This window comes from bacterium (assembly GCA_037131655.1).
In the GTDB taxonomy this organism is placed as follows: Bacteria; Armatimonadota; Fimbriimonadia; order Fimbriimonadales; family JBAXQP01; genus JBAXQP01.
In genome coordinates this window covers 1-2,580 of sequence record JBAXQP010000350.1, presented here as the reverse complement: position 1 = coordinate 2,580, position 2,580 = coordinate 1, and the positions used below count along the sequence as shown (strand labels likewise).

Sequence of the window (2,580 nt, the reverse complement as noted above, 5' to 3'; positions counted from 1 at the left end):
GCCCCATCCCAGAGTTCCATCACCTTCACTTTAATACGCCAATCATTAATCGCAGCCGCTTCCTGTTCTGAAAGCCTTCGCACGCCAAACCGTTCCTGGTTTTCGACCAAGACTCTCAATAAAGCTCGCCCATGCTGAGCCAATTCCCTAATTTGCACCGCATCGTTCAAAGCCATCAGCTCACTTTCGTAGTACGAGAAGCTACTCTATAAGCCGGGTTCTGTTTTTGTGTGACGATCTATCTTGGCTGGTGGTTACCCAACAGCTCATGCGACCAACCCGGAGGGTCAGCGGGCAGCCTCGTCCCCTCCTGTCAGGTCTTGCTTCCGGCGGGGTTTACCCGGCGGTCTGAGTTACCCCAGACCCCGGTGCGCTCTTACCGCACCATTTCACCCTTACCACGATTAAATCGGGCGGTATGTTTCTGTGGCACTTTCCTTCGAGTCACCTCGACCGAGTGTTACTCGGCGCCGTGCCCTATGAAGCCCGGACTTTCCTCTCTGTTTCCAGAGCCGTCACCCGAATAGCTTCTCGCACTAATATTATACGCGATATGAATTCCATCCGGCAGGAAGTTGATAAACAGGCGGTAACTCATTATTTATTTCTGATGAGCAATATGGCAAAATGCCTTTACCCTATCCTGGTAAATTAACTAGTTTATTATTATGCTCATTCATTCTATAGCATCTTTACGCGAAATGTTCGGTTTGCACACAAATGCAGGAACCGTGCATATCTAAAATGCGTAGGGAAGTGTATCAAACAAATCTATTGGTCAGCAGTTTAGACCAGGAGGAAGCTATGTATACTGATAACACAGAAAACAAGCCCACTCAAGCCGGATCATCGAGTCAGGATCAGGTTTCAAAGAAAGGCGCGGGAAGCGCTTCTGGCGAATCCGGACGCGGTTGGCACGGCGATCCTGAAGGTCATGCGCAAGCAGGTCGTAAGGGTGGCATGAAAGTATCTCAAGATCGAAGCCATATGGCTGAGATTGGACGCAGAGGCGGTTTAGAAGTGTCTCGTGACCGAGAGCACATGGCAAAAATCGGCAGAAAAGGCGGATCTAAAAAAGGTTAGCTCGTTGGACGATCCTTTTAAGAACAGGGCAAAGATGCCTTTGTAAAACTCAACAAGTTTTGACTGATGGCATGAGGGTGATTCTCATTGATAGATTTATTTCGTCAACAGAGAAGCGGACCTAAGTGCCTTTTCCTTTTTGCCTTCCCTTAATACGCAATCCCAACAGATAAGCTATACAAGTTTCACGTGAAACAAAGTTTCCCTAGGTGTCACTCAGTGGTATACTTCGATTAAGAAATGCTAGCTAATCTATGCATCGAAAGTTTAGGTAAAAAATACGATAAGCGGTGGGTTATAAGACAGCTCGATTTTGAGTTGAAAAGCGGTGATTCGCTAGTCGTAACCGGCAGGAACGGCTCTGGTAAGAGTACTTTGGTTAAACTCATCGCCAGCTTACTCTCGCCGACCGAGGGTATTGTTAGCCTCAACATTAATTCTAACTCAACGATAGGGGATGAGCGTCGCCACTGGATTGGGCTCTCGGCGCTGGATTTGGCCCTCTATTTGACTCTTACCGGTAAAGAGCATCTTCATTTCTTTAGCGAGGTAAGAGGGCTTAGTTTGAATCAAACTCAAATCGAAGAAACTTTGGTTCGGTTTGATCTGAAGGGTCGAGGGGACGATTTAGTGGGAGCTTATTCAACCGGGATGAAACAGCGATTGCGGTTGGCGATTGCTACTATGCATTCGCCTGCGCTCTTATTACTCGATGAACCTGGAAGCGGTCTTGATGAAGTCGGACGAAAGGTATTGGATGAAGTCATCGCTCAGCAACGAGAACGCGGGATCCTCATCGTCGCAACCAATGATATTGACGAACACCAATATGGTGAACTTGCGCTCGAATTGGGTGCGTGAGGCATTAGCGGTTTGGCGAAAAGATATAACAGCCGAGTGGAGAAGCCGTCATGGGGTTTTGACCGCTCTGCTTTTTGGCGTGATGACGGTCATCGCTCTTGGTTTAGCCACATCGACCTCTTCCGGCCAATTATCAGCGGATGTGCAGTCGGGCCTTTTGTGGGTAGCGCTCTTGTTCACGGGGATTACGGCTTTGGCGAGAGGATTTTTGATCGAAGAGGAGCAAAGCACAGCGGATTCCCTTCGACTCGCGGCTGCCCCTACGGCCGTCTATTTTGGCAAACTTGGTTTCCATCTAACGCTTTTAACGGTCTTGGGGATTGTTATCATCCCTCTTTTTATATTATTATTAGGCGTCAAACCCGCTAATTGGGGTTTGTTTTTATTAATCTTGCTCTTAGGGGGACTATGCTTGACGGTCGGCATCACGACCTGCGGCGCGTTAGTGGCAAAAGCCAATAGCCGAGGCACGCTTTTAGCGGTCATTGCCTTCCCGATTCTTATCCCTCAAATAGCATTAGCAGTAACCGGCACAAAAGCAGCTTTAATAGGCGGGATCGAACTCTCCTATGCCTGGAGTTCAATCGGCGGCCTGCTAGCCTACTTAATCGCCCTAACGGCACTTTCTCCGTTGAT

The 2,580-nt window shown here is 48.4% G+C and carries 3 protein-coding genes and 1 other RNA gene; 3 read left to right on the top strand and 1 reads right to left on the bottom strand.

The genetic code is table 11. From position 1 onward, the window contains the following. Positions 1 to 193 precede the first annotated feature (193 nt). Positions 194 to 531: RNase P RNA component class A (gene rnpB / locus WCO51_12260), an RNA gene on the bottom strand. Between the two features lie 273 nt (positions 532 to 804). Between rnpB and WCO51_12255 the strand changes: the two genes are divergently transcribed. From WCO51_12255 to WCO51_12245, 3 genes are all read left to right on the top strand, one after another. Continuing rightward, positions 805 to 1,083: a stress-induced protein gene (locus tag WCO51_12255; protein MEI6514026.1), complete on the top strand. Its 279-nt coding sequence runs from the start codon at positions 805 to 807 to the stop codon at positions 1,081 to 1,083. A 240-nt stretch (positions 1,084 to 1,323) separates the two neighbouring features. After that, positions 1,324 to 1,944: an ABC transporter ATP-binding protein gene (locus WCO51_12250; GenBank protein ID MEI6514025.1), complete on the top strand. Its 621-nt coding sequence runs from the start codon at positions 1,324 to 1,326 to the stop codon at positions 1,942 to 1,944. Next, a partial coding sequence (locus WCO51_12245) for a heme exporter protein CcmB (GenBank protein MEI6514024.1) occupies positions 1,892 to 2,580 on the top strand: 689 nt, incomplete at its 3' end. The genes WCO51_12250 and WCO51_12245, both read left to right, overlap by 53 nt.